Below are 26716 nucleotides of genomic sequence, written 5' to 3'. Positions count from 1 at the left end.
AAGTTATAACGGTAGTTTGTCTACGGTCTGAGAGAAACTATTTAAATAGTTTCTCTTTTTTATTGATTATGTAAAAGAAGAATGCTATTATTCTTTTACAGTATGTATTCAATGTGCATATTGTATCCTTACTTCCTTAATGCTAGATTCAAAGCATTTCTGTTATTTTATTGTGTGTTTTCGTTACTTTCTCTCTAATCTATCCCAAACGAGAACACAGCCACCTTTCGAGGTGGCATACATAATGTGATTCACTTAACTATTTTAGGTGTGTCTTTTGACAAAATTAAAAACTTGTATTAACATGATTGATACAATATCAAAAGATATTGTTCGTGTGTTATTGTTTCTCTATTTTCTTCTGCTTAGAATGTTGAAAAAGTCTTGATGATTTAAGTATGGATAATAGGGGGAGAGGTTGCTTAGGCAACCTCTTTTTTTAGTTGATAGTAAATATAAGCGTAAATGAATAGTACCATCAACATAGTGCTGTTTTATTTTTGCTAATCTAATAAATTTACTTTTTAATATTTACTTAACATTGGAAATATGTTAAAATGTTCTTTGTTCATCTTTAATTTGCTTAAGTGAACTTGAAGTTTGATTACTTCCATTTCTATTATTTTATATATGCTTTGTGTCACTTGTGTTCCCTTCCTAAAATGCACAAGTGACAATTTTTATTACATATCAATTAGATTAGTACATGACTTTTAATACATTATATTGACTGCATCAAAGTAATGTATTATTATTTGATATACAATACCTTTTTAGGTATTGCCTTACTTATTATTTTTTGCTTTATTTTCTCTTTAATAGAGTGATCCTTACTTTTATTGGTATGACCACTTTTTATGTTACGAATGTTGTTGAAAAAGTCTTGTGTGTAAAGCAATAATAATAAGGAGAGGTTGCTTCGGCAACCTCTTTTTTATTATTGCATGGTTAATACTATTGAAATTATATATTTTTTTGATGAAAAAAGAGAGAAATGTTATAGTAGTTATTGAGTGTTATTCACTCATATAATTTTTTTGCGCCTTAAGCGTTATCTGATATAGCCCGCAAACCTACATCAGATGACGCTTTTTAATTTGTAAGATCCCACCATTAAATAGGCAGTTTTTTGATACCATTTTTGATACCATTTTGTTTAAAAACAGAAAAAGTTTAGAAAATTTAAGTGCTTGAAATCGCATGAAATCAACGTTTTAAATTTCAAGAAATCCTAAAAAACTTCATTTTCAATCGAAATGGAAGGTTCTATCGGTTAATCCAATAGTGTTCATTGAATATAAGTATTAAAATACGCAGCATGCATACTTAATCGTATGTGTGCTGCTTTTTAATGTCTGAAGTTAAGTGAAAAGATAAGTGTAATGAAACAATAAAGAGATTTACCGAGATTTAAAGAGAATTATGTCAGGCATGTCAAACAAGTTCAGGGTTAATACGATTTTTGGTAATTTATTAAGCAAATTAGGACATGTTAAAGTCTACTCATACAATTTATATTGAAATTTAACGTGACGTAAAATTCTGAAATGTGGTATAAGTAAGTGATAAAATAAAGAAAACGTTTAGAGGGGAAACCTATGAAGAATAATCCAACTTTGTTAAAGATTCTAGCAGCAGTATTTATATTGTTAACAATTATCAGCCCGTTATTTGCGATTGGAAGTATAATTTGTAGTGTGAAAATCAAAAAATACAATGATGTCGTTGGAGATCGTTTTCTCGCGATTTCTATAATTTGTGCAGTAATATTTATGGCGTTTCATTTTATCTACTATCTCACTTACTTATTTTAAAAGTATATTTTAAAAGCCGGAAAGTAAACAGTTACACTGTATCTTACTTTCTGGCTTTATTTTAGTTCATAAAAGTTAAATGATTAAATGATAAAAAGTCGTTAGTTGTATCTTTTAGAGATAAATTCTGTATCGATGTCTTATTGTTGAATAAGTTATTTATACAAAAGATTGACTGAGTAAAACTTTGAAGTGATTCATTTAAATTCTGTATAACACATTCAATATAGATTTCTTCAGTGCTTTTATCTATATTTACATTAAATGTTTGAATGTATTTGTATAGTAATTTAAGTGTTGGTTTCTGCTCAAACAACTCAGGTTTTTGAGATTTTAAATTAAATAGTGTATAGCCATCGTCACAAAGTGTGATAGTCTGCTTATCATCGCTAAAGATAGCATAAAGAATGATGTTATCCATCGTGCAATCTTTATAAGGAATTTCTACGCGTAGTGTATGTGAATTTATTTTCTTGAAATCTACTTGGTTAGATATCCAACGTTAAAGTGCAGTATTACTCCTAGAGGGGTTGTTTTATTAAAAGTATTTTTTAAAGGTACTACAATTCATCTGAAAATTCGGTACAATGGTAATTAATCATTGTACTTCGTGAAAAGCGTGGAACTTGTTCGGTTTACATAAATAGAGAGATGGGAAATTAATAAGAAATATACGCTTTTTGACAGAGTCAATAAGAGTTTTAAGGGAGCGTCGCCCATCATGATTATAGCTATCATTATTTTAATTTTTGTTTCTTTCTTCTTTTCTGGCAGTGAAACGGCATTAACTGCTGCGAATAAAGTGAAATTACAGACTGAAAGCAGGAAAGGAGATCCAAAGGCAAAAAGGTTATTGGCACTTTTAAATAAACCTAGAGATTTTATCACAACGATTTTAATCGCAAATAACAGTGCGAATATCGTGTTGCCTACGCTAGTTACTATTCTTGCTGTACAACATGGTTGGAACGTGGGGATTGCATCTTTAGTGATTACAGTTGTGGTAATTATTGTTTCAGAAGTGATACCAAAATCTATCGCAGCAACTTATCCTGATGCGATTTCTAAATTAGTCTATCCGGTAATTCATTTATTTGTGGTAATCTTAACGCCGATTACTAAAATTTTAAATGGTTTAACTGGTTTGATTAACCGAATGCTTGCGAATGATAAATTCCAAAGCCAAACCATGTCTAAAGAAGAAGTGCGTACAATGGTAACCATTGCAGGGGCACAAGGGGCATTTAATGAGAATGAACGAGATCGTCTTCAAAGTGTTTTAACTTTCCAACAATTGCGTGTTAAAGATGTAGATACAACACCACGTGTCAATGTGACTGCATTCTCAAAAGACACACCATATGACGAAGTGTATGAAATTATTATGTCACATCCATATACACGTTATCCGGTCTATGATGAAGACATTGATAATATTGTGGGAGTCTTTCACTCAAAATACTTATTAATATGGAGTCGTCACTATGATAAAACATTAGAAGATTATATTTCTAAACCACTTTTTGTGAATGAGCACAATAAAGCTGAGTGGGTCATGCGTAAAATGATTGCGACACGTAAACACATCGCCATTGTATTAGATGAATATGGCGGTACGGATGCGATTATTACGATGGAAGACTTAATTGAGCAATTGCTTGGTTTAGATATTGAAGATGAAATGGATCAACATGAACAAAATAAAGTCGATGAACGTTTGAAAAATAGACAAAAGCCAAAAGCGAATCAATCATCTTTATAGGGAGTGTTCACATATGTGGTCAGATACAAAAATCACTGCACAACTTGGAATCAAGTATCCAATTATTCAAGCCGGAATGGCAGGCAATACAACGCCTGAATTAGTCGCTAGTGTGAGTAATAGCGGAGGCTTAGGAACGATAGGCGCAGGGTATTTCAGTTCAGAAAAACTTGCGGAGGAAATAGATAAAGTTAAATTATTAACCACTCAACCTTTTGCGGTTAATTTATTTGTGCCGAGTAAAAAACATATCAAGCGTGCGCAAGTTGATTTAATGAATGCATGGTTAAATCCTTATCGTCGTGCATTGGATTTAGAACAACCCGTAGTGAATTTATCTGAAACACAACAACTTGAACAACAAATTGATATCTTGATTGAGAAACGTGTACCCATTGTTAGTTTTACATTCGGTATTCCAGATGTCCATTTAATTCGTAAAATGCATGAACATCATATGATAGTGATGGGTACCGCGACTTCTGTTGAAGAAGCAATTGTGAATGAAGAAGCGGGTATTGATATTATTGTGACACAAGGTAGTGAGGCAGGCGGACATCGCGGATCATTTTTAAAACAAGAAGACGGAGAATATCCAATGATTGGCAGTATTTCACTTGTACCGCAAGTAGCTGATGCAGTGTCTATACCTGTAGTCGCAGCAGGCGGTATTATGGACGGCAGGGGTGTACTTGCTAGTCTGATTTTAGGTGCGTCAGGTGTACAGATGGGAACAGCCTTCTTAACATCACAAGAAAGCGGTGCAGATATTGCGTATAAGCAAGCAATTTTAAATAGCACAGAAACATCAACCGTGTTAACAAATGCTTTCAGTGGCAAAATGGCACGAGGTATCCGTAATGATTTTGTAGATTACCTGTCTACATTTCGTGGAGAAGTGCCAGAATACCCAATTCAAAACCAATTGACTTCAGCAATCCGTAAAGCATCGACTGCCAATCATGATCACTCATTAATGTCATTATGGAGTGGTCAGACACCAAGACTTGCGACAAGCCGTAAAGCGAATGAAGTCGTTGAATCTATAGTGCAGCAAATTGAAGATATGCGTTTTCAATCATAGAAATGAAGAGTAATAAGTACTGCGTTGTTCATTGCGCAGTACTTATTTTTACTTCAATTCTAAGATGAAGTGAACAGGTTCTAGACATAAAATATGATAGAATGAGATTGGTGATTATGTATGATAGATATTGGACTGACAGGGTGGGGAGATCACGATTCTCTTTATACTGATCTAAGTCGTAAAACAGACAAATTAAAGACTTATGCGAGTCATTTTCCAGTGGTAGAATTAGATGCGTCGTATTATGCGATTCAACCTGAACGCAACATTAGAAAGTGGATAAAAGAAACACCCGATCGTTTTAAGTTTGTGGTGAAAATTCATCAAGCATTGACTTTGCATGCGGATTTTAAAGACTTTGCTGAGACACGAAATGAACTCTTTGAAGAGTTCAAGTTAATGATTCAACCATTAATTGAAGCGGATAAACTTGCGATGGTACTTGTTCAGTTTCCGCCATGGTTTGACTGCAAGACTCAAAATATTAATTACATACGTTATGTACGTGAACATTTAAAACATGTGCCGGTTTGTATAGAATTCAGAAATCAAACTTGGTTTGAAGGGGAGATGAAAGAACATACTTTAACCTTTTTAACAGAACAAGGCTTGATTCATGCGATTGTCGATGAACCGCAAGTCGGGGAAGGTTCAGCACCTTTCGTCAACCGCATTACAATGGATACAGCCTTTGTACGTTATCATGGACGTAACCGTCATGGTTGGACTAAGCAAGATATGACAGACGAAGCGTGGCGAGATGTCCGCTATTTATATGACTATACAACAGAAGAGTTAGAAGAACTTGCACAACATGTGCGTATTATTCAACAAAAAGCTAAAAAGATTTATGTAGTTTTCAATAACAACTCAGGCGGTCACGCAGCAAACAATGCGAAAGAACTTCAACGAATTCTTGGTATTGACTACGAAGGCTTAGCACCGCAGCAGCTTAAATTATTTTAGGAAGTGATGATATGGTGAGTATTCTCTTACTCATTTTAATAGGAGCCTTATCAGCGATTTTAGGCTCGCTTGTCGGAATTGGAGGCGGATTAATTATAGTTCCGACATTAGTCTATTTAGGTGTGGAACATGATTTACTCCATGGGATTACGCCTCAAATAGCGATTGGAACTTCCTCAATTATTTTAATTGTGACAGGTTTAGTGTCTACATTAGGGTATTTAAAATCTAAGCAAGTAGATACAAAAAATGGTTATATATTCTTATTCGGATTATTACCAGGCTCCTTATTCGGTTCATTTATCAGTCGTTATTTAACGTTAGATTCATTTAATTTGTACTTCGGTATGTTTTTGATTCTGGTTTCGATTTTATTATTAGTACGTAATTCAATTAAGCCGATCAAACTCTTTGAAAAGAAAAAGTATGAAAAAACATATGTAGATAAAGATGGGACGATTTATCATTATCACGTGCCGCCTGTATTTGCATTCGTGGTAACATTTTTCATTGGAATTACAACAGGACTCTTCGGTATCGGTGGAGGCGCTTTGATGACACCGTTAATGTTGATAGTGTTCAGATTCCCACCGCACGTTGCGGTAGGTACAAGTATGATGATGATTTTCTTCTCTAGTGTGATGAGTTCTATCGGACATACTTTCCAAGGTCACGTTGCTTGGCATTATGCGCTTGTTTTAGTTATTTCAAGTTATGTCGGAGCTAAAATCGGTGTTAGAATCAACCAATCTATCAAATCTAATACAGTGGTTGCTTTACTGAGAACGGTGATGCTGTTATTAGGGGTTTATCTTATTATTAAATCATTGCTTTAAAGGAGGCGTCGAGTTTGAAATTAACGATTTATCATACGAATGATATTCACAGCCATCTGCATGCTTACGAGCGTATTGCTGCGTATATGGCAGAGCATAGACCATTACTAGACCATCCTTCACTTTATATAGATATCGGCGACCATGTTGATTTATCAGCACCTGTAACAGAAGCAACACATGGCCTTAAAAATATAGAATTATTAAATGACGCACATTGTGATATTGCGACAATCGGTAATAATGAAGGGATGACCATTTCACATGAAGATTTAAATGCATTATATGAAGATGCTGATTTTGCGGTTACTTGCAGTAATGTGTTTGATGAAGATGGCCATTTGCCACACCATATTACATCGAGTTATATTAAAGAAATTGAAGGTGTACGTATCTTATTTGTTGCCGCAACTGCACCTTTCACACCGTTCTATCGTGCTTTAGATTGGGTTGTTACTGATCCGATGGCTGCGATAAAAGATGAGGTAGAGAAACAAGCAGGTAATTATGATGTATTGATGATCATGAGTCATTGCGGTATCTTCTTCGACCGTAAATTATGTGAAGAGATTCCTGAAATTGATGTTATTTTTGGTAGTCACACCCATCATTATTTTGAAGAAGGCGAAATGAAAAATGGTGTTTTAATGGCAGCAGCAGGAAAATACGGTCATTTCTTAGGTGAAGTTAATTTAACGATTGAAAATAAGAAAGTCGTACATAAAACAGCAATCCTGCATCCTGAAGACACCTTGCCAGAAGTTGAAACGAACTTTAAAGAAGAAGGTAAAGCATTGATGAGTACGCCTTTAGTTGATCATCCTGTAAACTTAAAAAGAAAAACAGATATGATTACCAAAACAGCGTATTTACTTGCAGAAAGTGTATGTGAGTTCACACATGCAGATTGTGCAATTATTAACGCTGGGTTAGTAGTCAAAGGCATCGAAGGGCCGAATGTCACTGAATATGATGTGCATCAAATGTTGCCGCATCCGATTAATTTAGTACGTATCAAAATTACAGGCCGTGATTTAAAACAAGTTATCTTAACAGCTGAAGAACAAGCGTATATGCACGAACATGCGCAAGGTTTAGGATTTAGAGGCGATATTTTCGGCGGTTATATTTTATATCAAATGGGTTATATTGAATCAGAGTCTCGTTTCTTTGTTCAAGGGGAAGAGATTGTTGATGATCACATCTATACATTAGGAACTGTTGATATGTATACGTTTGGACGTTATTTCCCACTATTTAAAAACTTGCCGACAGAATATTTGATGCCAGAATTTTTAAGAGATATTTTCAAACAGAAATTATTAGAATTATGAATTATGACTTATAGCGTTTTCATTTTGTTATAAATTCGTTATAATAAGATGAAGATGAGTACACAGGAGGGTATGTGTTGTAATGGCTACAAAAAATAATGAGATTTTACGTAAACCGGACTGGTTGAAGATAAAGCTGAACACGAACGAGAACTATACTGGTCTTAAGAAGATGATGCGTGAGAAGAATTTAAACACTGTTTGCGAAGAAGCAAAGTGTCCGAATATACATGAGTGTTGGGGTGAGCGCCGAACAGCTACATTTATGATTTTAGGTGCAGTATGTACACGTGCTTGCCGCTTCTGTGCAGTTAAAACTGGCTTACCTAACGAATTAGACTTAGACGAGCCGGAACGTGTAGCAGAGTCAGTAGAAATTATGAACTTAAAACACGTGGTAATCACAGCAGTTGCGCGTGATGATTTACGTGATGCAGGTTCAAACGTTTATGCTGAAACAGTAAGAAAAGTAAGAGAACGCAATCCATATACGACAATTGAAATTTTACCATCAGATATGGGTGGCGACTATGATGCGCTTGAAACATTAATGGCATCTAAACCAGATATTTTAAACCACAATATCGAAACAGTACGTCGTTTAACTCCGAGAGTTCGTGCGCGTGCAACATATGACCGTACTTTAGAATTCTTAAGACGTTCTAAAGAATTACAACCAGATATTCCAACGAAATCAAGTATCATGGTTGGATTAGGCGAAACAATTGAAGAACTTCACGAAACTATGGATGATTTACGTGCAGCAGATGTAGATATTTTAACAATTGGACAATACTTACAACCGTCACGTAAACACTTGAAAGTTGAAAAATACTATTCACCATTAGAATTCGGTAAATTACGAAAAGTAGCAATGGAAAAAGGATTCAAACATTGCCAAGCTGGACCATTAGTACGTAGTTCTTACCACGCAGATGAGCAAGTTAACGAAGCTGCGAAAGAAAAACAACGTATTGGTGAAGAAAAATTAAACGAATCAACTGAAGCATAATTGATAAGTATAGATTTGAATGGGGAAGAAGCGGGCTGAATCAGTCCGCTTCTTTCGTCATTCAACTACTGTTATAATGTATAATATAAGTAAATCTTCAAGATTGAAGTCAATAACACACGAGACATTGAAACAAGCAAAAATGCTCAAGAATAGAATTGATAGGTGACATACATGATAAAAGTAGGAGATAAATACTTCGAAATGATCGAACAATATCGTGATTGTTTCGATGAAGAACAATTTGCGAACCGTTATTCAGAAATACTAGATAAATATGATTTTGTAGTCGGTGACTTTGGCTATGAACAATTAAGACTCAAAGGTTTTTACAAAGACTCTAATAAAAAAGTAGAAATCAGTAAACGCTTTGCGACGATACAAGATTACTTACTAGAATACTGCAACTTCGGTTGTGCTTATTTTATTTTACGTCGCATTCCTGAACGTGAACTGAAAAAACTGCGTGCACAAGAAGAAATAGAAGCCGATGCATCAGATAAATTACATGATGTTAAAATTGCGCCAAGTTTACCTTCTGACCAAAAACAAAAGGACAGCTGATCGATAGCTGTCCTTTTTGTTATATCAATTTTAAAGTTGTTATTACTGTTTAATATTAGTACTCTCCACTATCAAATGTGCCACTAGGGATGACATCTTTTAAATATGCTGTCAGTTCTTCTCCCTCTGCTTCACTGACACCTAATGTATAAGCAATATAACCATCTTCTGCTAAGTCGTCTGGTCCAATAATTCCGAATTTGTTTGTCTGCATGTTAAGTACCAGTACTTTTCCGTAATGACGATTGGTTTGGAACATCATTAAATCATAACGACTTTCTTCTCCGACCATTCCAACATATTGTACATCAGCTTCTTCGTTATCATCGTATAAAAACATCTCTATCATGATTTCATTGACTCCTTTGTACATTCTCTTTTCTCAAGTATAAACAGAAATGATTTGTACTGCAAAGATGTGATATGATTGAGGGGATGAGGAGTTGAATAACATGTATTTTGTTGATAAAGATAAATTGACGTATAAGCTGAATTACTTACAAAAGTTAACAGAAGATTATTCAGAAAATAAAGAGAACCATTATGCATTTGAAAGAATTGCACAAATGCTGATTGAGTCTTCCGTAGATATTGGAAATATGGTCATTGATGGTTTTGTTTTAAGAGATCCAGGTAATTATAAAGATGTCATTGATATTTTAGAATTAGAAGGTGTGATTTCTAAAGAAACACAACAAGGTATCAATCAAACCGTAGATGTACGTAAACGATTTGTACATCAATATGATCAATTAGATACAAAAGATTTAATCCCTTTATTTGATGCTTCACTCAAAGACTATGAACGTTTTATTGATGAAGTCATCAATTTCTTAAACAATGAAAATGTACCCGTTACAGCATTTGGAAAAGGAGACCAGAAATAAATGAAACAATACAAAGGTTATCTGATTGACTTAGATGGCACAATGTATAAAGGCGCTGATGAAATTGACGGCGCTAAGCAATTCATTGATTATTTAAACCAACACGACATCCCACATTTGTATGTGACAAACAATTCTACTAAAGTGCCAGAAGATGTTGTGAAGAAATTAGCTGGATTCGGCATTGAAGCGAAACCAGAAGAAGTAGTTACATCTGCTTTAGCAACAGCACATTATATTAAACAAGAAAATGCGCAAGCTTCCATTTATGTCATCGGTGAAGGCGGACTTCGTCAAGCATTATTAAATCAAGGTTTAACATTGATTGATGACACACATGTGGATTATGTCGTAGTCGGTTTAGATACTAAAGTCGATTATGATAAATTCTCACAAGGTACACTCGGTGTGCGTAATGGTGCGAAGTTTATTTCGACAAACCAAGATATATCTATTCCGAATGAACGTGGTTTCTTACCAGGTAATGGCGCAATCACAAGTGTGATTACAACATCTACTAAAGTACAACCGACGTTTATCGGTAAACCACAGCCGATTATTATGGATATGGCAATGGATGTTATTAATTTGCCGAAAGAAGAAGTCGCAATGGTCGGCGATTTATATGAAACTGACATTATGTCAGGTATCAACGCAGGTATTGATACGATTCATGTACAAACAGGTGTAACAAGTAAGGAAGAATTAGCAGAAAAAGATCAACAACCAACTTACACATTCAAAGATTTGAATGAGGTAATCAAAGACTTAGAAGGGTAGGTGTTACGATGACCAAAGTGTTAGTGACACGTAAAGTACCAGATAAATTTATTCAACAATTAGAAGAATTTGCGGATGTGAAAATGTGGGATGAAGAATTCGTTCCGATGCCGCGCGAAAAATTCTTAGAAGAAATCAAAGATGCAGAAGCAGCATTTATCACGCTAAGTGAAAGAATTGATGAAGAAACATTAGAAGCGGCACCTAATTTAAAAATCGTTGCGAACATGGCTGTTGGCTATGACAACATCAATATTGCTTTAGCAGAAGAACATGGTGTAACCGTAACGAACACACCAGGTGTCTTAACTGAAACAACAGCAGAGCTCGGCTTCACATTAATGCTTGCGACAGCACGCAGAATCGTAGAAGCAGCAAAGTATATTAAAGATGATGAATGGAAAAGCTGGGGACCTTACTTGCTTGCAGGTAAAGATGTCCATGGTTCCAATGTAGGTATCTTCGGTATGGGTGATATCGGTAAAGCCTTTGCACGTCGCTTAAAAGGTTTTGAAGCGAACGTCATGTATCATAACCGCAGTCGTCACCGTAGAGCTGAAAAAGAATTGGGTGTACTCTATGTCTCATTTGATGAACTGTTAGAAAACAGTGATTTTGTCGTATGTACAGCACCTTTAACAGAGGAAACAAAAGATAAATTTAATGCGGCAGCCTTTAAGAAAATGCGTAATGATGCAATATTTATCAATATCGGCCGTGGTGCAACGGTTGTTGAAGATGACTTGCTGCAAGCATTAAAAGAGGGTGAAATCGGCGGTGCAGGTTTAGATGTATTCAGAGAAGAACCAATCCGTGCAGATCATCCGTTATTACAATTACCAAACGTTACTGCTTTACCGCACATTGGTAGTGCGTCAGTTGTAACGCGTGATAGAATGATTCAACTTTCTATTAATAATGTGAAATCAGTACTGCAAGGCCAACCGGCTATTACACCAGTTACTGATAAATAATAAACAGAAAAAGAATGCAGTGTACATACGAACAGTGTGTATCACTGCATTTTTCTTATTTTACATTTTAATTTTGTGATAGGGCTGAGGGCGGATGTGACAAGCAAATAAAAAGCATTACAATTCTGTTAGGGTGGAAAGGATTGTATTTCCAACCGAAGAGAAGTAAACTGTAAATGCTAAAATATTAGTGCATTTAATAGATATAAAACCGGCTGATAGCGCATTGGTACAGAACACCAAACTTGGTCTGTATTAATTATGAACAAATGAAAAAGATTGTATGGTTTTTCCAATATACAATTGAAAATACATGAGAAAAAGATTATAATGAATTATAATTTTGTTGAATTGGAGAAGACATTCAGCAGGAAGCATTGAGTCGCAAAAAAGAGAAAAAGATGACCGAGATAGAGGGGTGTAAGATGAAATCCAAAGAACAAAATACTACTTCAGAAACATTTAACAAATTAAAACCATATTTATTGACTGCTCTTTATTTAGCGATATTTATTACATTGTATTTGATATATGGCTCAGGAGACACACACAATAACTTTATATACAATGAATTCTAATTAAAGGAGTATAGTTATGACAGATATTATTAGTGTATTACGACATTTTGCAGATAAACAACCGGATACAGTGGCGGTAAGACACATCGATGATACTTTAACGTATCAACAATTAGATGAGAAATCTGACCAATTGGCTTCTCTTATCGAAGAGAGTCAAAAACCAGTTGTGTTATATGGCCATATGTCACCTTATATGATCGTAGGGATGATGGCTGGTATTAAAGCAGGATGCGGTTATGTACCGATTGATACTTCAGTACCTGAAGATCGTACGGCAATGATTATTGAAAAAACACAACCTGAATTTATTTTTGATGTATCAGAACAAGCATTAACTTTTGAACATGGCAAAGTCTTAACTATCGAAGCTTTAGAAACAGCTTCAAATGCTTCATTTGAACCACGTATGCAAGCTGAAGATGTTGTCTATACAATCTTCACTTCAGGTTCAACAGGCGAACCTAAAGGTGTTCAAATTGAATATGCAAGCTTAACTGAATTTGCGACATGGATGAAAGATTTGAATCAATTCGGTGAAAATCTGGAATGGTTGAACCAAGCACCATTTTCATTCGACTTATCAGTGATGGCAATTTATCCATGTTTAGTTACTGGTGGTACATTGAATTTAGTAGATAAAGACATGATTAAAAAGCCTAAATTGCTGAATGATATGTTACAAGCGACTCCAATCAATGTTTGGGTTTCAACACCTTCATTTATTGAAATGTGCTTATTATTGCCAACATTAGATGAAAAACAATATCCAAGCTTGAAAGAGTTCTTCTTCTGTGGAGAAATTCTGCCGCATCGTACTGCACAAGCGTTGCTTACACGCTTCCCATCTGCAGTAGTCTATAATACGTATGGTCCGACAGAAGCTACTGTAGCGGTTACTAGTGTACAGATTACACAAGAAATTTTGGAACGTTTCAATCCGCTTCCAGTCGGCCAAGCACGCCCTGGCACAACACTTTCTACAACAGAGGAAGGTGAATTGCTGATTGCAGGCAACAGTGTCAGCGCAGGTTATTTAAAAAACGAAGAAAAATCTAAAGAAGTCTTCAGTAACGTCGATGGCGTACGTGTCTATCGTTCAGGAGACAAAGCAAAATTTGAAGATGATCAATGGTTCATCCAAGGACGTATTGATTTCCAAATCAAAATGAATGGTTATCGTATGGAACTTGAAGAAATCGAAGCATTGTTGAGACAGTCAGATTTAGTGAGAGAAGCGGTAGTCGTACCGATTTATAAAAACGGCAAAGTCGTTCAATTAATCGGCGCAGTCGTACCGACACAAACAGTGGAAGACAATGCGCAGTATTCGCATGATCTTAAACAACAATTGAAATCCAGCTTACCCGAATACATGATTCCAAGAAAATTTGTATGGATGGATCAATTACCATTAACAAATAACGGTAAATTAGACCGTAAACAAATCGCTGAGGAATTGAATTCATGATTCCTTATGGTACGTTTAGTTTCTTCCTGATTGCATTTATTATTCTTATACCTGTTATTATCTTAGGTTTCTTAGGTAAGCGAAGCTATATTTATAATGGTATCAGTACAGCAATCATGGTTGTGATTATCTTTTCTTCCGATAAGTTGAACTTGTTCGGGCAGAAATATTTAAGTATTCAACTGATTAGCTTTATAATATATGTGGTTTGGCAAGCACTTTTAATTATGTGGTATTACCATTCGCGACCTAAGAAGAATACTTTCTTAAAATTCTTTATCGTGATGGCATTATCAATTTTGCCGTTAGCCATTGTTAAAGTATTGACAAGTACATGGCTCGGTGGTCAGCAAATTCAATTCCACGAACATAAATTAATCCAATTTGTCGGCTTTTTAGGTATTTCTTATGTTACCTTTAAAAGTGTACAGTTGATTATGGAAATTCGTGACGGTTCTATTAAAGAAATTAAGTGGGGGAAAGTTTTCCAATTCATTTCATTCTTCCCGACGATTTCATCTGGACCGATTGACCGCTATAAACGATTTGTAAAAGATGATAAAAAAGTACCGACTAAAGATGAATACCGTGGTTTTATCTTAAAAGCAGTGCATATGATTATGCTAGGGTTCTTATATAAATATATTATCGCGTATTTTGTGAATCAATACGGTGTAATGCCGTTGCAATTGCACTTACATGGTTTCACAAACTATTGGTTATATATGTATGCTTACAGCATGTATTTATTCTTTGATTTCGCAGGTTACAGTTTGTTCGCAATTGCGTTTAGTTACATTTACGGTATCAAAACACCGCCAAACTTTAACCAGCCGTTCAAAGCGAAGAATATTAAAGACTTCTGGAACAGATGGCATATGACGTTATCATTCTGGTTCCGTGATTGTATTTATATGAGATCGCTCTTCTACATGTCTAAAAAGAAATTATTAAAGAGTCAATTCGCAATGTCGAATGTCGCGTTCTTTATCAACTTCTTTATCATGGGTATCTGGCATGGCATCGAAATTTATTACATTGTTTATGGTTTATACCATGCGGCAGGCTTTATTGGTTATGGTTATTATGAACGTTGGCGTAAGACACATCCGCCTCGCTTTAATAACAAGTTCACAACAGCACTCAGTGTTATTATCACATTCCACTTTGTCACTTTCGGATTCTTAATCTTTTCAGGTAAATTGATTTAATAAAGGAGATTTAATAATATTATGGAATTTAGAGAACAAGTTTTAGACTTATTAGCAGAAGTAGCAGAGAACGATATCGTTAAAGAAAATCCAGATGTTGAAATTTTTGAAGAAGGTATTATCGATTCATTCCAAACAGTAGGCTTACTATTAGAAATTCAAAATAAATTAGGTATCGAAGTTTCAATTATGGACTTTGATCGTGATGAGTGGGCGACTCCTAATAAAATTGTTGAAGCTTTAGAAGAACTTAAATGAGTTCAAAAATAAAGCCATTTTTGCCGATATTAATCAGCGGTGCCATTTTTATTATCTTTGTATTGCTGCCAGCGAGCTGGTTTACTGGACTCGTTAATCAAAAAACACTTGCTGAAAATCGTGTGTCATTGACTGACCAAGTATTAAAAGGAACTTTAATACAGCAGCGTTTATTTAAACACAACGATGAATTTTACCCGATTTATGGTTCAAGTGAATTAGAGAAAGATGATCCATTCAACCCGGCGATTGCATTAAATTCGCATAATGCATCACGTAAACCTTTCTTAATCGGTACCGGTGGGAATACAGATTTAGTCAATGGTATTGAACTTGCATCAAATTATGATGAATTAAAAGGAAAGAAAATTGCTTTCATTATTTCACCGCAATGGTTCACAAATCATGGTTTGACGAATCAAAACTTTGATGCACGTGTTTCCCAAAACCAAATCAATCAATTGTTCCACCAAAAAAATATGAGTGATGAACTGAAACAACGCTATGCGAAACGATTGCTGCAATTCAAACACGTCCACAATAAAGACTTTTTAAAAGCAACAGTAAAGCATAATGGCAAAACGGATGGCAATTATATTTCTAATTTTAAAGAGAATCAATTAGTTAAAATTGAAGCAATCAAAAGTTTAGCTAATTTTAAAGACGTTCCTTTAGAACATGTAAAACCTATAACAAGTGAAAAAGCATCATGGTCAGAAATGAGAGATGTTGCGACACAATATGGCGAAGCGCATTCGAAATCGAATGAATACCATATCCGAGATAAGTATTGGAAATTAATTCAAGCGAATAAACGTCGTGTTAAACGTGACTATGAATTCAATATCAACTCACCAGAGTTTAATGACTTGAAATTACTTGTAGATACAATGAGAGAAGCAGGGGCAGATGTTGAATATATCAGTATTCCCGCAAATGAAAAATGGTATGATCACATCGGTGTTGATTTAGAGAAACGTAAACCTGTTTATGAAAAAATCAACCGTGTCGTTACTGAAAACGGTGGCCAAATTTATGACCTGACAGATAAGGACTATGAACCTTATGTCATCACAGATGCAGTCCACATCGGCTGGAAAGGCTGGGTCTACATCGACGAGCGTATCGCACAACACATGAAGGAAAAATAATGAATCAAAACGCAAATGGTATGTGAATATCATTTGCGTTTTTTAGTTTGTTAAAAATGTTGAAATTGATTGTTAAGATGTGAAAAATATTGGAAAATGAGTTGACCTTCACGTTACGTCAACCCTTAATGTAAGTATCAGGAGGTGAAAAACATGCAGTATACAGTAAGTGAGCTGTCTGAATTAACAGGACTAAGCAAACGGACGTTACGGTATTATGACGATATTGGTTTGTTTAAAGCACGTAGAATAAAAGAGAATGACTACCGTGTGTATCAATCAGAGGATTTAGATACATTGTCTATAATCATGTTGCTACGTCGACTAGACTTTCCGTTATCGAAGATTCAACAAGTATTAGCACAAAATACAAATACACAACAGCTTTTAGCAGAACAAAAGAGACAGTTATTGGAGAAACAACAGGAAATTCAATCTTTAATTCAGTGGATTAATAAAATAGAACAGGAGGAAGTTATGATGCCAGATAAAGAAAAGTTTGAAGTGTTTAAACAAAAGAAAATAAACGAAAATCGTGAACAATACGGTGAAGAAGTGATCGAACGTTATGGTGAGGAGGCGTTAGATAAGGCAGAACATCACTTGAGTCATCTTTCAGAATTAGAATATGAACAAGCACAACAGCAAGAACAAATTATCAAAGAAAAACTAAATCAATTATTAGAACATAATCAAATTGATGTACAAGGTTCAGATGCTGAAGCGGTATTTAACGCGCATCGTCAATGGTTAAAATTGATGAGTGGTCAATATAGTGAAGGTTATCATCAAGCTATGGCTGAACTTTATATAACAGATGATAGATTCAAAAAATATTATGATGATTTAGTAGGTAAACAAGGCGCAGCAGAATGCCTAAGTCAGATTATTAAAGCTTATACAAAATAAAAAGAAGCACAGCTGTTAAAACAGACTGTGCTTACCTCGTCATGCGATTTATTTAAGTTGATTAGAAGACTTGTTCTACTTCAACTACACCAGGTACTTCTTCAAGCAATGCGCGCTCGATACCTGCTTTTAATGTGATTGTAGAACTTGGGCATGTGTTGCATGCACCGTGTAATTGTAATTTAACAATACCGTCTTCCACATCGATTAATGTACAATCTCCGCCATCTCTTAATAAGAATGGACGTAAACGCTCGATTACTACTGCGACTTGATCAAACATTGTTGTATTTTCAGTTGGCATGGATATATCTCCTTCCAAGTATATAATTTCATATTTTGCTTGTTTATTTATTATAATAGACTTAGAGAAAAAAATCTATGGAGGGGAACCAAATGACTAAAGTTAGCGTAGTAGTTTATGGGGCAGATGTAGTATGCGCAAGTTGTGTGAATGCGCCGACATCTCAAGACACGTATGATTGGCTGAAAGCCTTGTTAGAACGTAAATATCCTGATATCAACTTTGAATACACATATATTGATTTTGAAAAAGATACTGAAAATTTAACAGATCATGATCAACAATTTATCGAGCAAATTGAAAATGATGAATTATTTTATCCATTAGTTACAATGAACGATATGTATGTGGCAGACGGCTATGTACAACTTAAACCAATTACAAGATTCATTGATGAACATTTTGTAGCACAATAGAATCAACAGCTAAAACAAAAGAGGGCTTGTTTTAGTTTGAAAACGCTCAAGTACTGAAATACATGTACTTGAGCGTTTGTTTATAATCATCTTTTTATTAACCGTTATGATATTTATACAACCATAAGACACCTGATTTCAAAATAGAGGCGATGCGTCCTGTGAGTGGACGGTCCATCACATAAGCGAAACCTTGTTTGTCTCCAAGTGACCCTAGGAAGCCTTGTACTTTAAGTTCAGGCATTTTATCAGGTAATGCTTCACCTTGCCATTGTTTCTTCAACACATCAGCAATTTGGTCTCCTTGAACCTCAGCAAGTTGTGCACTTGGTGCATGCGGTAAGTTTGCGCAATCACCAACGACATAAACATTGCGATAAGTCGGTACTTGATGATATTGGTTAATAATCACTGCACCGTTTTTATTTACATCAACAGGTAAATTTCGCACCACTGAAACAGGTTGAATCCCTGCAGTCCATACGACTAAATCTACTTCTTCAGGTTCATCATGATTATAAATCAGACCTGGTTCTACTTTATTGATATTTGAATTCGGTACGACTGTCACGTTATGCTTACGGAACCACTTTTCAATAAAGCGACTTAATTTTTCTGGGAAACGTGCTAAAATACGTTCTCCGCGATCGTAAAGTTTGATGTCTAAATCTGAACGGCTTTCACGCAACTCACTTGCAAGCTCAATACCGCTAAGTCCAGCACCCACAATTGCGACTTTTGCCCCCGCTTGCAATTCGTTAATCGTGTGGTAAGTTTTACGAGATTTAGATAGTGTTTGAATACTGTAAGTGAATTCATCAGCACCTGGTACATTATGATACTTATCCTCGCACCCAAGTCCGATAATAAGTTCATCATAATCTACTTTGGTATCACCGACAGAAACAATTTGGTCATCTAAATCAATAGCTGAGATTTCCCCGTAAACAACATTAAGTTTCTCAGATTCCGGAAACTGTAATCGTACATCTTTATCTGATTTGGTCCCCGCTGCCAGAGCATAATATTCTGGTTTCAAACCGTGATAAGGCATACGATCAATCAAAGTGATAGTGTAGTCCTTTGGTAATGCATCTGGTAAAATATGCGATAAAACACGCATGTTACCATAACCGCCACCTAACATTACTAAATTCTTCATTCCGATAACCCCTCTTATCAAGATTTATATAACGCTGCATCACTGCTTGATGACTGAAAGCTATGTTGAATTGTAACCAACGTCATTTTAGAAGCTTTCTCTAAAAATACGCTTTCATTTATTATAATCTTTTTTCACATTTCAGACAAACAATGTTCTAAAAGGAAAAAATCTGTTCAAACCCAAGAGAAAGTCAGTGAAATATGTTATAATTGTATGACTCAAAAATATGAAGAGGTGCATTATGAATCCAATTGTAGAATTTTGCATTTCAAACATGGCAAAAGGCGGAGACTATGTATACAATCAGTTGGACCAAGACCCAGGTGTAGATGTCTTAGAATATGGTTGTCTGCAAAACTGTGGTGTATGTTCGAGTGGCTTGTATGCATTAGTGAATGGTGATATTGTTGAAGGAGATTCACCAGACGATTTATTGCAAAATATTTATAAGCATATAGAGGAAACTTGGATTTTCTAAGTTTTATTCAATAGAAAGACGTGTTACAAGGAGGAATATAATATGTCTACAGTGGTTTTGACAGAAGCTGCAGCTTATGAAGTCAAAAGTATGTTAGAAAGCAACGATATGCCAGACGGATACTTGAAAATTAAAGTGAACGGCGGCGGTTGCACAGGTTTAACTTACGGCATGTCAGCAGAACAAGAACCAGGGGAGAACGATGAAGTTATCGAATTCTACGGTCTTAAAGTATTAGTCGACAAATATGATAAACCAGTACTTGAAGGTACAACAATTGATTTTAAACAATCATTAATGGGCGGCGGATTCCAAATTGATAATCCAAATGCGATTGCATCATGCGGTTGCGGCAGCTCATTTAGAACAGCGAAAGTAGCTGGACAACCTGAAGATTGTTAATCAATTTTCATTTATACAATTCAGAGTTGGGGATATTCCTCAACTCTTTTTTAGTTGGAAAATGTTTTTACTTTAAAATTCCAACTAACTATGACCATAATAAAGGTACTTGAGAATCAGTAAATTCTGAAATTATCAGTTGTTTTCTTAGTATTACCTTGAAAAAGTGTTTGGTTAATTATAGAATTAAGAGGAATGGCATTTGTCTTTATTTTGACATTTTTTCAATCAAATGGGGTATATATTAAGATAGCGTATACTAACAAAAATTTTAAGAAAGCATAGGTGAATAAAATGGCTGAAACAAAAAAAGTTATTGTTTTAGGGGCAGGTTATGCAGGTTTGCAAACTGTAACAAAATTACAAAAGATTTTACCAGCTGGCGAAGCTGACATCACTTTAATCAATAGAGATGATTATCACTATGAATCAGTACTTTTACATGAAGCATCAGCAGGTACTGTAAACTATGAAGATATTATCTTCCCAATCGAAAGTGTAATCAAGCAAGATAAAGTGAAATTCCTTAAAGCAGAAGTAACAAAAATCGATCCACAAGCTAAAGTAGTAGAAACAAACAATGGTCGTTTCAACTATGACATCTTAGTGGTTGGTTTAGGATTCATCAGTGAAACATTCGGTATCAAAGGTATGTTAGAACATGCTTACCAAATCGAAAACATCCACACTGCACGTGAATTATCTCGTCACATCGAAGATAAATTTGCGAACTATGCATCTTCAAAAGAAAAAGATCCTAAAGATCTTGCATTCTTAGTAGGTGGCGCAGGCTTCACTGGTATCGAATTCTTAGGTGAATTAACTGAACGCGTTGATGAATTATCAAACAAATACGGTGTAGACCGTGACAAAGTTAAAATCACTTGTGTTGAAGCAGCACCTAAAATGCTTCCAATGTTCGACGACGAATTAGTTAACCACGCTGTTAACTACTTAGAAGAACGCGGCGTTGAATTCAAAATCGGTACACCGATTGTTGGCGCAAACGAAAAAGGTTTCGTAGTTAAAGTCGGCGACAAAGAAGAACAATTAGAAGCGAACACTTCAGTATGGGCTGCTGGTGTACGCGGAAGCAAATTAATGGAAGAATCATTCGATGGCGTTAAACGTGGTCGTTTAGTTGTAAACCAAGACTTAACTGCACCAGGTTATAGCGAAACATTCGTAATCGGTGACGTATCAGCTTACATTCCTGAAGGTGAAGAACGCCCATTACCAACAACTGCACAAATCGCAATGCAACAAGGTGAAAACGTTGCTCAAAACATCAAAAATATCTTACATGGTCAACCTAAAGAGCCATTCAACTACGTAAACCGTGGTACAGTATGCTCATTAGGCGCTAATGACGGTATTGGTGTTGTTTACGGTAAAAATATCGTAGGTAAAAAAGCAGCATTCATGAAAAAAGTTATCGATACTCGTTCAATCTTCAAACTTGGCGGTATCGGCTTAGCATTCAAAAAAGGTAAATTCTAATATTAACCTAATATGATAATACGGCTATATGCATAAAAGCCGGCTAATATAGACTTTAAGAGGTTGGCAAAACTGTTGATAAACAGCTTTTACCAACCTCTTTTGTATCTTATGGAGGAGACATTATGCCAATACAAATAACATTTGACGAACAAAATGAATTAATCAGCAACACGTTAGTACTCGGCTTGCCAGATCACTTGAATCAATTAGGAACAGTCACAGTTCAAGGTCATGATTTATCGGATGCTTTAGATACATATAAGCACCACCATATGATTCATAGTGAAGTGGGTAAAGTCAGTTCGACGTTCTTTGAAACAGGAGATATTAAAGTTCGTTTGATTACGGTAGGACTTGGCAATTTGAAGCAGTTAGATCGTATTCAAATAATGAAAGTATACGGAAACTTACTGCAGTATTTAAAAGCAGAACATGTAACAGAAGCGGATGTATTATTCTCAACATTCGCATCAAAAGCGATTTCTAAAAATGAAATGGCTGAATTATTCGGCCTACAAGGTAAAAAAGCATTATATGTTTTTGATAATTATAAATCAGATAAGAAAGTACCGTATCACTTAAATCTAAAATTACATCAAGCAGAACCAGACGAAATTACTGCCATTAAAGATGGTGAAGTAGTTGGAGAAGGTATTAAAATTGCGAGAGATTTAAGTAATATTCCGCCTAACATTTTAACTCCTGCTTATTTTGCGGAACTTATTTCAGGTCATTTCGCAGAAACGGCAGTAGAAGTTGATGTGAAAGACGCAGAAACGTTACAAGCGGAAGGGTTCGGTTTAATCCATGCTGTCGGTAAAGGTTCCGCAAATGGTCCTAGATTAATCACAATGACTTATCAAGGTGCAGATGACCCTGACGCGGCACCAATCGCGTTAGTCGGTAAAGGTATCACTTATGATTCAGGCGGTTACTCTATTAAATCTAAACCTGGTATGCAAGAGATGAAATTTGATATGTGTGGCGCGGCAAATGTAGTAGGGATGATTGAAGCGGCACATCGATTAGCTTTACCTGTGAATATCGTAGGTATCATTGCATCTGCTGAAAATATGATTAATGAAGCGGCTATGAAACCAGATGATGTCTTTACAGCTATGAGCGGAGAAACTGTAGAGGTATTAAATACTGATGCTGAAGGGCGTCTCGTATTAGGCGATGCTGTTTTCCAAGCAGTACAACATGAACCGAAAGTGATTTTAGACTTCGCGACACTTACTGGAGCTGCTATTGCGGCACTCGGCTTTGATAAAGCAGCTGTCTTTAAAAATAATAACAACGCACCGTTAGATGCTATTACAGCACTGACACAACGTAATGGGGAATGGACTTATGAATTGCCTGTTACAGCTACTGAGCGCAGTTTAATCAAACGCAGTGAAGTCGCTGACTTAGTCAATCATACAAATGGCATGGGCAAAGCGCTCTTTGCGGCAGCCTTTATTATGCACTTCAGTGCTGGTACACCGCACTTGCATTTTGACATTGCAGGTCCAGCAACGACATCTAAATCAGACTACAATGGTCCTAAAGGGCCAACGGGTTATTTAATCCATAGTATAGTAGATTGGTTAAGACAATCTTAAAATTTAAACTACCATAAAATGCCTGTCTCAATTTTGATTGAGATGGGTATTTTATATTGTGTTAGAAATACATAATGTTGTATTGACATCTCTAAAGTGGACTGTTATTATACTAACATAACACTTTAGTTCGATAATGTAGTAAAGGGGTAACGCAAAATGGTTAACGCAGTAGTAGTCGCAGTTTTATTAATGATTGTTTTATGTTTATTCAGACTGAACGTTGTTTTAAGTCTGTTCGTCAGCGGATTAGTTGGCGGTCTAGTCGCAGGGATGTCAGTAGAAAAAGTCATCCATGTCTTTACGGATAACATCGTAGATGGGGCAGAAGTAGCCTTAAGCTATGCTTTATTAGGAGGCTTCGCGGCATTAATTTCTTATAGTGGCATTACAGATTACTTAGTAGGTAAAATCATCAACTTAATCAAAGCAGAGAATACGAAAGTTTCTCGCTCTACGATTAAAGTTATTTTAATTGTTGCTTTATTATTATTAAGTATGAGTAGTCAGAACTTGATTCCTGTACATATTGCGTTCATCCCAATTGTAATTCCACCGTTATTAAGTTTATTTAATGAATTAAATATTGATAGACGTCAAATTGCCTTAGTTATCAGTTTCGGTTTGTGTTTTCCATATTTATTACTTCCTTATGGATTTGGTCAAATCTATCACCAAATTATTCAAACTGGATTTACCAAAGCACACCACCAAATTGAATTTGATATGATCTGGAAATCATTATTGATTCCATCATTAGGATATATCGTCGGTTTAGCTTTAGGTATGTTCTATTACAGAAAACCACGTGAATATAAAAAAGATAAAGCAATTGAAAATGCGCCTAAGGAATTAAAACCATATGTTTTAGGTGTAACAATTGTAGCGATTTTAGCAACATTCTTAGTTCAAACATTCACTGAGTCAATGATTTTCGGTGCGTTAGCCGGTGTGATGGTCTTCTTCCTTTCTCGTTCATTCAAATGGTTTGAATTGGACAAACAATTTACAGAAGGTATTAAAATCATGGCTTACATTGGTGTCGTTATTTTAACTGCGAATGGTTTCGCAGGGATTATGAATGCGACAGGCGATGTTAAAGGTTTAGTAGAAAGTATCGCCAACATGACTGGAGATAATAAATTAATCGCGATTATTTTAATGTATGTAATTGGTTTAATCGTCACATTAGGTATCGGTTCATCATTCGCGACGATTCCAATTATTGCAGCACTGTTTATTCCACTAGGTGAACAACTTGGTATGAGCACAATGGCATTAATCGCACTCATCGGTACAGCAGGTGCCTTAGGTGACTCAGGTTCACCAGCCAGTGATTCAACTTTAGGACCGACTGCAGGGCTTGATGTAGATGATCAACACGATCACATTAGAGATACATGTATTCCGACTTTCGTATTCTATAACATACCGTTAATGGTCTTCGGTACGATTGCGGCTATGATATTATAGAAGTAATCTAGTCGATAGGAGAGAATGGGATGACGAATTTATTAGAAACATTAGAAATGGAAGTGCTTAAAGTCGAATCAGGTTACGTTAAAATGAAAATGCCTGTCAGTGATAAAGTAAAACAACCTTTCGGCTACCTTCATGGTGGCGCAACCATGGCACTCGGTGAAACAGCTTGTTCTATTGGTGCTGCACACATGGTAGATACGGATAAGGTCATTCCAGTAGGGCTTGAAATGAATACAAATCATATCCGTTCAGCTATAGACGGCTATGTATATGCGATTGCGGAATTGATTCATGGAGGTCGTTCGACACAAGTTTGGAATATCAACCTTGTAGATGATCAAGACAAATTAATTAGTGTCATGCGTGGAACGATGATGTTGAAACCACGTAAATAGATGATAATATTTAAGCAGTAAAGTTACTTTAAGAAGCGTAACTTTACTGCTTTTTTAGTGTGTAAGGAACTATAAAAACGCGATATGTGATTATAAAGATAAATAGATAGAAAAAGGTTCCCTTTGGTCAAATGACGAGGGAACCTTTTCTTTATATTAAGAAACTTTCTCTTCTTGATTGATAAATGCTTTTGAAATACGGCTTGCAGCTTCTCTGCTTCCCGCAAAACTTCTCGCAAATGGACCTAATTCAATATCAGCGAGTGCGCCTGAAACAAATACACCTGGCAACCATTCTAAACTTTCATTTAAGACTGGATGTTTTGTTTCTGTTAAAGGTGCTTGTGTATTTTCCACAAAGCTTTGAATGACAGGCATTTGCATAATGTTATTTTTGAAGCCTGTCGCAAGCAGTATATGGTCATATTCATAACTTTCATTTTCAGTAATAATCCTATGATTTTTTACTGCTTGAATTTCATTCACATGGATTTGAAGTTGTCCATCTTGTACGTGTTTTTTTAGACGTAAATATAACTCTTTAGGCATAGAACCCTTATGACGTTCTTGCGCAATAATACTTAATCGTTCTTTAGATGAATCGATTTCACGATAGCGTGTCATGTTTTTAGGGCCTAACCAACCTGGATCTGCATCGAAGTCATAGACTTCAATGGGTTTATTCATCCATAAGTGAACCGTTTCAGCTCTTGATTCTTCAATCAATTTTAATGTTAAATGGGCTGCTGAAATACCACTGCCTATGACATGTGAGGCATCTTGATAAGGAATTGTTTCATCATCAAAGATATGTTTCACATCAGGCTGATTGATATACATATCTGGAATATGCGGAATATTGTTACTGCCGATAGCGAGAAGGAGATAATCGCTTGTGACAGTGTCGTGTGCTTTCATATCGACTTGCCATTGACCGTCAACACGGTCTATATTAACAGCCACATCTTTAATATGACGACTGTTTAAATCGAATTCATGAAGCATTTTATGCACATGATCCATAAACATATCGCGTTGTGGACGTTGATATTTACCATAAGTAGCACCTGTATATTGATTTGTTTTCGCAAAATGCTTCAAATGGAAAGGGTCAGGATGAACATGGTGTACATGTGGTGAGCGTAAAAACGGCATACCGATACGGCAAGAGAAATCATCAAATTGTTCGCATAGTGAATCATGAGGATCTATAATTGTTAAGTCTTCAGCTGCTAAACCTGAAGCACGGAGTTTAATCGCAATAGTAACGGCGTGAATGCCACCGCCAATAATTGTCCAAGACATAGCGTCACCTTCTTAAATCGTAATTGTTTCGATTTAATTAATATAGCACATTTCTTTTTGCATCA

At 35.6% G+C, this 26716-nt stretch carries 28 protein-coding genes; 23 read left to right on the top strand and 5 right to left on the bottom strand.

Annotation, left to right across the window (positions count from 1 at the left end):
- Window positions 1-1875: 1875 nt before the first annotated feature.
- Window positions 1876-2256, bottom strand: coding sequence for a DUF1828 domain-containing protein (locus HMPREF3270_RS14455; protein ID WP_285339225.1), 381 nt, complete (start codon window positions 2254-2256; stop codon window positions 1876-1878).
- Between the two features lie 279 nt (window positions 2257-2535).
- On the opposite strand from HMPREF3270_RS14455, the gene HMPREF3270_RS10875 reads away from it, so the two are divergent.
- From HMPREF3270_RS10875 to HMPREF3270_RS10845, 7 genes are all read left to right on the top strand, one after another.
- A complete protein-coding gene (locus HMPREF3270_RS10875) occupies window positions 2536-3576 on the top strand; it encodes a hemolysin family protein (RefSeq protein ID WP_002481618.1) in 1041 nt (346 codons plus the stop codon).
- Between the two features lie 13 nt (window positions 3577-3589).
- Window positions 3590-4660 (top strand): NAD(P)H-dependent flavin oxidoreductase, encoded by a 1071-nt coding sequence (locus HMPREF3270_RS10870; RefSeq protein ID WP_023016024.1) that lies wholly within the window; start codon window positions 3590-3592, stop codon window positions 4658-4660.
- A gap of 120 nt (window positions 4661-4780) precedes the next feature.
- Window positions 4781-5629 (top strand): DUF72 domain-containing protein, encoded by an 849-nt coding sequence (locus HMPREF3270_RS10865; protein ID WP_070848746.1) that lies wholly within the window; start codon window positions 4781-4783, stop codon window positions 5627-5629.
- 11 nt (window positions 5630-5640) lie between these two features.
- Entirely contained in the window at window positions 5641-6465 is an 825-nt protein-coding gene (locus tag HMPREF3270_RS10860; RefSeq protein WP_002481621.1) for a sulfite exporter TauE/SafE family protein, read from the top strand.
- A 14-nt stretch (window positions 6466-6479) separates the two neighbouring features.
- Window positions 6480-7799 (top strand): bifunctional metallophosphatase/5'-nucleotidase, encoded by a 1320-nt coding sequence (locus HMPREF3270_RS10855; RefSeq protein WP_002481622.1) that lies wholly within the window; start codon window positions 6480-6482, stop codon window positions 7797-7799.
- An 82-nt stretch (window positions 7800-7881) separates the two neighbouring features.
- Window positions 7882-8811 (top strand): lipoyl synthase, encoded by a 930-nt coding sequence (gene lipA, locus HMPREF3270_RS10850; RefSeq protein ID WP_002481623.1) that lies wholly within the window; start codon window positions 7882-7884, stop codon window positions 8809-8811.
- Window positions 8812-8985: 174 nt separating this feature from the next.
- Window positions 8986-9375, top strand: a complete 390-nt coding sequence (locus HMPREF3270_RS10845) for a YutD family protein (RefSeq protein WP_060804870.1) — start codon at window positions 8986-8988, stop codon at window positions 9373-9375.
- Window positions 9376-9430: 55 nt separating this feature from the next.
- On the opposite strand, the gene HMPREF3270_RS10840 is transcribed toward HMPREF3270_RS10845, so the two are convergent.
- Entirely contained in the window at window positions 9431-9724 is a 294-nt protein-coding gene (locus HMPREF3270_RS10840; RefSeq protein ID WP_002481625.1) for a DUF3055 domain-containing protein, read from the bottom strand.
- A gap of 103 nt (window positions 9725-9827) precedes the next feature.
- Here HMPREF3270_RS10840 and HMPREF3270_RS10835 point away from each other — a divergent pair, with 103 nt between their 5' ends.
- The 9 genes from HMPREF3270_RS10835 to HMPREF3270_RS10800 all read left to right on the top strand — a co-directional run bounded on the left by HMPREF3270_RS10835 (window position 9828) and on the right by HMPREF3270_RS10800 (window position 17594).
- Window positions 9828-10262, top strand: a complete 435-nt coding sequence (locus HMPREF3270_RS10835) for a type VII toxin-antitoxin system HepT family RNase toxin (RefSeq protein WP_023016020.1) — start codon at window positions 9828-9830, stop codon at window positions 10260-10262.
- Complete coding sequence (locus tag HMPREF3270_RS10830; protein WP_023016019.1) at window positions 10263-11042, top strand: TIGR01457 family HAD-type hydrolase; 780 nt, start codon at window positions 10263-10265, stop codon at window positions 11040-11042.
- Window positions 11043-11050: 8 nt separating this feature from the next.
- Window positions 11051-12016, top strand: a complete 966-nt coding sequence (locus HMPREF3270_RS10825; RefSeq protein WP_023016018.1) for a 2-hydroxyacid dehydrogenase — start codon at window positions 11051-11053, stop codon at window positions 12014-12016.
- 425 nt (window positions 12017-12441) lie between these two features.
- Window positions 12442-12594 (top strand): teichoic acid D-Ala incorporation-associated protein DltX, encoded by a 153-nt coding sequence (locus tag HMPREF3270_RS13640; RefSeq protein WP_002481629.1) that lies wholly within the window; start codon window positions 12442-12444, stop codon window positions 12592-12594.
- Between the two features lie 16 nt (window positions 12595-12610).
- On the top strand, window positions 12611-14065 hold the full coding sequence (gene dltA / locus HMPREF3270_RS10820) for a D-alanine--poly(phosphoribitol) ligase subunit DltA (RefSeq protein WP_070848745.1): 1455 nt from the start codon (window positions 12611-12613) through the stop codon (window positions 14063-14065).
- A complete protein-coding gene (gene dltB / locus HMPREF3270_RS10815; RefSeq protein ID WP_070848744.1) occupies window positions 14062-15276 on the top strand; it encodes a D-alanyl-lipoteichoic acid biosynthesis protein DltB in 1215 nt (404 codons plus the stop codon). Before dltA ends, dltB begins: the two co-directional genes overlap by 4 nt.
- Window positions 15277-15297: 21 nt before the next feature.
- Entirely contained in the window at window positions 15298-15534 is a 237-nt protein-coding gene (gene dltC, locus HMPREF3270_RS10810) for a D-alanine--poly(phosphoribitol) ligase subunit 2 (RefSeq protein ID WP_002481632.1), read from the top strand.
- On the top strand, window positions 15531-16685 hold the full coding sequence (gene dltD, locus HMPREF3270_RS10805) for a D-alanyl-lipoteichoic acid biosynthesis protein DltD (RefSeq protein ID WP_070867256.1): 1155 nt from the start codon (window positions 15531-15533) through the stop codon (window positions 16683-16685). The genes dltC and dltD overlap by 4 nt, the downstream gene beginning before the upstream one ends.
- A 153-nt stretch (window positions 16686-16838) precedes the next feature.
- The gene (locus HMPREF3270_RS10800; RefSeq protein WP_070848742.1) at window positions 16839-17594 is read left to right on the top strand and encodes a MerR family transcriptional regulator; all 756 of its coding nucleotides are present in this window, start codon (window positions 16839-16841) and stop codon (window positions 17592-17594) included.
- A gap of 61 nt (window positions 17595-17655) precedes the next feature.
- Here the strand turns inward: HMPREF3270_RS10800 and HMPREF3270_RS10795 are convergent, their stop codons facing one another.
- On the bottom strand, window positions 17656-17898 hold the full coding sequence (locus HMPREF3270_RS10795) for a NifU family protein (RefSeq protein ID WP_002481635.1): 243 nt from the start codon (window positions 17896-17898) through the stop codon (window positions 17656-17658).
- A gap of 92 nt (window positions 17899-17990) precedes the next feature.
- Between HMPREF3270_RS10795 and HMPREF3270_RS10790 the strand changes: the two genes are divergently transcribed.
- On the top strand, window positions 17991-18314 hold the full coding sequence (locus tag HMPREF3270_RS10790; RefSeq protein WP_002481636.1) for a YuzD family protein: 324 nt from the start codon (window positions 17991-17993) through the stop codon (window positions 18312-18314).
- Between the two features lie 97 nt (window positions 18315-18411).
- Here HMPREF3270_RS10790 and HMPREF3270_RS10785 read toward each other — a convergent pair whose 3' ends face one another.
- Window positions 18412-19476 carry an NAD(P)/FAD-dependent oxidoreductase gene (locus HMPREF3270_RS10785; protein ID WP_002481842.1) on the bottom strand — a complete coding sequence of 355 codons (1065 nt, stop codon included), beginning with the start codon at window positions 19474-19476 and terminating at the stop codon, window positions 18412-18414.
- Window positions 19477-19720: 244 nt separating this feature from the next.
- On the opposite strand from HMPREF3270_RS10785, the gene HMPREF3270_RS10780 reads away from it, so the two are divergent.
- The 6 genes from HMPREF3270_RS10780 (at window position 19721) to HMPREF3270_RS10755 (ending at window position 25346) form a co-directional block, all read left to right on the top strand.
- Window positions 19721-19957 (top strand): YuzB family protein, encoded by a 237-nt coding sequence (locus tag HMPREF3270_RS10780; RefSeq protein WP_002481843.1) that lies wholly within the window; start codon window positions 19721-19723, stop codon window positions 19955-19957.
- Between the two features lie 42 nt (window positions 19958-19999).
- The gene (locus HMPREF3270_RS10775) at window positions 20000-20359 is read left to right on the top strand and encodes a HesB/IscA family protein (protein WP_070848741.1); all 360 of its coding nucleotides are present in this window, start codon (window positions 20000-20002) and stop codon (window positions 20357-20359) included.
- A gap of 294 nt (window positions 20360-20653) precedes the next feature.
- Window positions 20654-21859 (top strand): NAD(P)/FAD-dependent oxidoreductase, encoded by a 1206-nt coding sequence (locus HMPREF3270_RS10770; protein ID WP_002481845.1) that lies wholly within the window; start codon window positions 20654-20656, stop codon window positions 21857-21859.
- Between the two features lie 125 nt (window positions 21860-21984).
- On the top strand, window positions 21985-23469 hold the full coding sequence (locus tag HMPREF3270_RS10765) for a leucyl aminopeptidase family protein (protein ID WP_060804862.1): 1485 nt from the start codon (window positions 21985-21987) through the stop codon (window positions 23467-23469).
- Window positions 23470-23628: 159 nt separating this feature from the next.
- Window positions 23629-24942 (top strand): Na+/H+ antiporter family protein, encoded by a 1314-nt coding sequence (locus HMPREF3270_RS10760; RefSeq protein ID WP_002481847.1) that lies wholly within the window; start codon window positions 23629-23631, stop codon window positions 24940-24942.
- Window positions 24943-24971: 29 nt separating this feature from the next.
- Window positions 24972-25346 carry a PaaI family thioesterase gene (locus HMPREF3270_RS10755; RefSeq protein ID WP_070848740.1) on the top strand — a complete coding sequence of 125 codons (375 nt, stop codon included), beginning with the start codon at window positions 24972-24974 and terminating at the stop codon, window positions 25344-25346.
- Between the two features lie 156 nt (window positions 25347-25502).
- On the opposite strand, the gene HMPREF3270_RS10750 is transcribed toward HMPREF3270_RS10755, so the two are convergent.
- Window positions 25503-26651 (bottom strand): NAD(P)-binding domain-containing protein, encoded by a 1149-nt coding sequence (locus tag HMPREF3270_RS10750; protein ID WP_070848739.1) that lies wholly within the window; start codon window positions 26649-26651, stop codon window positions 25503-25505.
- Window positions 26652-26716 lie beyond the last annotated feature (65 nt).

The organism is Staphylococcus sp. HMSC65H10 (assembly GCF_001839185.1).
GTDB classification, from domain to species: Bacteria; Bacillota; Bacilli; order Staphylococcales; family Staphylococcaceae; genus Staphylococcus; species Staphylococcus simulans.
The sequence above is the reverse complement of the archived record's forward strand: the minus strand, read 5'-3'. Positions and strand labels throughout refer to the sequence as shown.

Bases quoted from the DNA above. Each gene is read 5' to 3' on its own strand.
- HMPREF3270_RS10865 (WP_070848746.1), top strand. From the start codon at position 4,781: ATGATAGATATTGGACTGACAGGGTGGGGAGATCACGATTCTCTTTAT.
- HMPREF3270_RS10830 (WP_023016019.1), top strand. From the start codon at position 10,263: ATGAAACAATACAAAGGTTATCTGATTGACTTAGATGGCACAATGTAT.
- HMPREF3270_RS10760 (WP_002481847.1), top strand. From the start codon at position 23,629: ATGGTTAACGCAGTAGTAGTCGCAGTTTTATTAATGATTGTTTTATGT.
- HMPREF3270_RS10875 (WP_002481618.1), top strand. From the start codon at position 2,536: ATGATTATAGCTATCATTATTTTAATTTTTGTTTCTTTCTTCTTTTCT.
- HMPREF3270_RS13640 (WP_002481629.1), top strand. From the start codon at position 12,442: ATGAAATCCAAAGAACAAAATACTACTTCAGAAACATTTAACAAATTA.
- dltA (WP_070848745.1), top strand. From the start codon at position 12,611: ATGACAGATATTATTAGTGTATTACGACATTTTGCAGATAAACAACCG.
- HMPREF3270_RS10750 (WP_070848739.1), bottom strand. From the start codon at position 26,651: ATGTCTTGGACAATTATTGGCGGTGGCATTCACGCCGTTACTATTGCG.
- HMPREF3270_RS10840 (WP_002481625.1), bottom strand. From the start codon at position 9,724: ATGATAGAGATGTTTTTATACGATGATAACGAAGAAGCTGATGTACAA.
- HMPREF3270_RS10765 (WP_060804862.1), top strand. From the start codon at position 21,985: ATGCCAATACAAATAACATTTGACGAACAAAATGAATTAATCAGCAAC.
- HMPREF3270_RS10780 (WP_002481843.1), top strand. From the start codon at position 19,721: ATGAATCCAATTGTAGAATTTTGCATTTCAAACATGGCAAAAGGCGGA.
- HMPREF3270_RS10835 (WP_023016020.1), top strand. From the start codon at position 9,828: ATGTATTTTGTTGATAAAGATAAATTGACGTATAAGCTGAATTACTTA.
- HMPREF3270_RS10795 (WP_002481635.1), bottom strand. From the start codon at position 17,898: ATGCCAACTGAAAATACAACAATGTTTGATCAAGTCGCAGTAGTAATC.
- HMPREF3270_RS10860 (WP_002481621.1), top strand. From the start codon at position 5,641: ATGGTGAGTATTCTCTTACTCATTTTAATAGGAGCCTTATCAGCGATT.
- dltB (WP_070848744.1), top strand. From the start codon at position 14,062: ATGATTCCTTATGGTACGTTTAGTTTCTTCCTGATTGCATTTATTATT.
- dltC (WP_002481632.1), top strand. From the start codon at position 15,298: ATGGAATTTAGAGAACAAGTTTTAGACTTATTAGCAGAAGTAGCAGAG.
- HMPREF3270_RS10775 (WP_070848741.1), top strand. From the start codon at position 20,000: ATGTCTACAGTGGTTTTGACAGAAGCTGCAGCTTATGAAGTCAAAAGT.
- lipA (WP_002481623.1), top strand. From the start codon at position 7,882: ATGGCTACAAAAAATAATGAGATTTTACGTAAACCGGACTGGTTGAAG.
- HMPREF3270_RS10845 (WP_060804870.1), top strand. From the start codon at position 8,986: ATGATAAAAGTAGGAGATAAATACTTCGAAATGATCGAACAATATCGT.
- HMPREF3270_RS10825 (WP_023016018.1), top strand. From the start codon at position 11,051: ATGACCAAAGTGTTAGTGACACGTAAAGTACCAGATAAATTTATTCAA.
- HMPREF3270_RS10785 (WP_002481842.1), bottom strand. From the start codon at position 19,476: ATGAAGAATTTAGTAATGTTAGGTGGCGGTTATGGTAACATGCGTGTT.
- HMPREF3270_RS10770 (WP_002481845.1), top strand. From the start codon at position 20,654: ATGGCTGAAACAAAAAAAGTTATTGTTTTAGGGGCAGGTTATGCAGGT.
- HMPREF3270_RS10800 (WP_070848742.1), top strand. From the start codon at position 16,839: ATGCAGTATACAGTAAGTGAGCTGTCTGAATTAACAGGACTAAGCAAA.
- HMPREF3270_RS10870 (WP_023016024.1), top strand. From the start codon at position 3,590: ATGTGGTCAGATACAAAAATCACTGCACAACTTGGAATCAAGTATCCA.
- dltD (WP_070867256.1), top strand. From the start codon at position 15,531: ATGAGTTCAAAAATAAAGCCATTTTTGCCGATATTAATCAGCGGTGCC.
- HMPREF3270_RS10790 (WP_002481636.1), top strand. From the start codon at position 17,991: ATGACTAAAGTTAGCGTAGTAGTTTATGGGGCAGATGTAGTATGCGCA.
- HMPREF3270_RS10755 (WP_070848740.1), top strand. From the start codon at position 24,972: ATGACGAATTTATTAGAAACATTAGAAATGGAAGTGCTTAAAGTCGAA.